The 1,407-nt window shown below is 74.0% G+C and carries 1 protein-coding gene; it reads right to left on the reverse strand.

The window, feature by feature from the left end; translation table 11 throughout:
- Positions 1–123: 123 nt before the first annotated feature.
- Positions 124–1,248: a GuaB3 family IMP dehydrogenase-related protein gene (locus ACFXA3_RS42520; protein ID WP_327284962.1), complete on the reverse strand. Its 1,125-nt coding sequence runs from the start codon at positions 1,246–1,248 to the stop codon at positions 124–126.
- Positions 1,249–1,407 lie beyond the last annotated feature (159 nt).

The raw sequence follows: 1,407 nt of genomic DNA on the forward strand, positions 1-1,407 counted from the left end.
TTCTTGTCACCTCCACCCCCCCCGCGGCGTTGGGCGCCACGCCGCCCCCCCGAGCAGGTGCTGGTGTCGCCCGCGGGGGGGGGGCGGCCGCCCCCTCCGGCGTGCGTGCGTGCGGTGGTGGGGTCAGCGGCGGTGCTGGGAGTCCGCGACCGTGACCTCGACGCGCTGGAACTCCTTGAGCTCGCTGTAGCCCGTGGTGGCCATCGAGCGGCGCAGCGCGCCGAAGAGGTTCATCGAGCCGTCGGAGATGTGCGACGGGCCGGTGAGGATCTCCTCGGTGGTGCCGACCGTGCCCAGGTCGACCTTCTTGCCGCGCGGCACGTCCTCGTGGACGGCCTCCATGCCCCAGTGGTGGCCCTTGCCGGGCGCGTCGGTGGCGCGGGCCAGCGGGGAGCCCATCATCACGGCGTCCGCACCGCAGGCGACGGCCTTGGGGAGGTCGCCGGACCAGCCCACGCCACCGTCGGCGATGACGTGCACGTACCGGCCGCCGGACTCGTCCATGTAGTCGCGGCGGGCCGCGGCCACGTCCGCGACGGCGGTGGCCATCGGGACCTGGATGCCGAGCACGTTGCGCGTGGTGTGCGCGGCGCCGCCGCCGAAGCCGACCAGGACGCCCGCGGCGCCGGTGCGCATCAGGTGCAGGGCCGCGGTGTACGTGGCGCAGCCGCCGACGATGACCGGGACGTCGAGCTCGTAGATGAACTGCTTGAGGTTCAGCGGCTCGGCGGCGCCGGAGACGTGCTCCGCCGACACGGTGGTGCCGCGGATGACGAAGATGTCCACGCCCGCGTCGACGACGGCCTTGGAGAACTCGGCGGTGCGCTGCGGGGAGAGCGCGGCGGCGGTGACGACACCGGAGTCGCGGACCTCCTTGATGCGCTGCCGGATCAGGTCCGCCTGGATCGGGGCGGAGTAGATCTCCTGGAGACGACGGGTGGCGGACTCCTCGTCCAGCTCCGTGATCTCGTCGAGCAGCGGCTGCGGGTCCTCGTAGCGGGTCCACAGGCCTTCGAGGTTCAGCACGCCGAGGCCGCCGAGCTCGCCGATGCGGATGGCGGTCTGCGGGGAGACGACCGAGTCCATGGGGGCGGCGAGGAACGGGAGCTCGAAGCGGTAGGCGTCGATCTGCCAGGCGATCGAGACCTCCTTCGGGTCCCGCGTACGCCGGCTCGGGACGATGGCGATGTCGTCGAACGCGTACGCCCTGCGGCCGCGCTTGCCGCGCCCGATCTCGATCTCAGTCACGTGTGGTGGCCTTTCCTCTGGGTCTGCCCGTCCAGTATCCCCGAACCCCGGCCCCGCGCGTTCCGGTGACCGCCGTACGGACGCCGGGAGGGGGGGGGGCGCGGCGCCCCGGGCCCCCCCCCCCCCGGCGGGGGGACGGGGGCGGGGGGGCCCCCGGGG

The organism is Streptomyces sp. NPDC059456 (assembly GCF_042750055.1).
Lineage (GTDB): Bacteria > Actinomycetota > Actinomycetes > Streptomycetales > Streptomycetaceae > Streptomyces.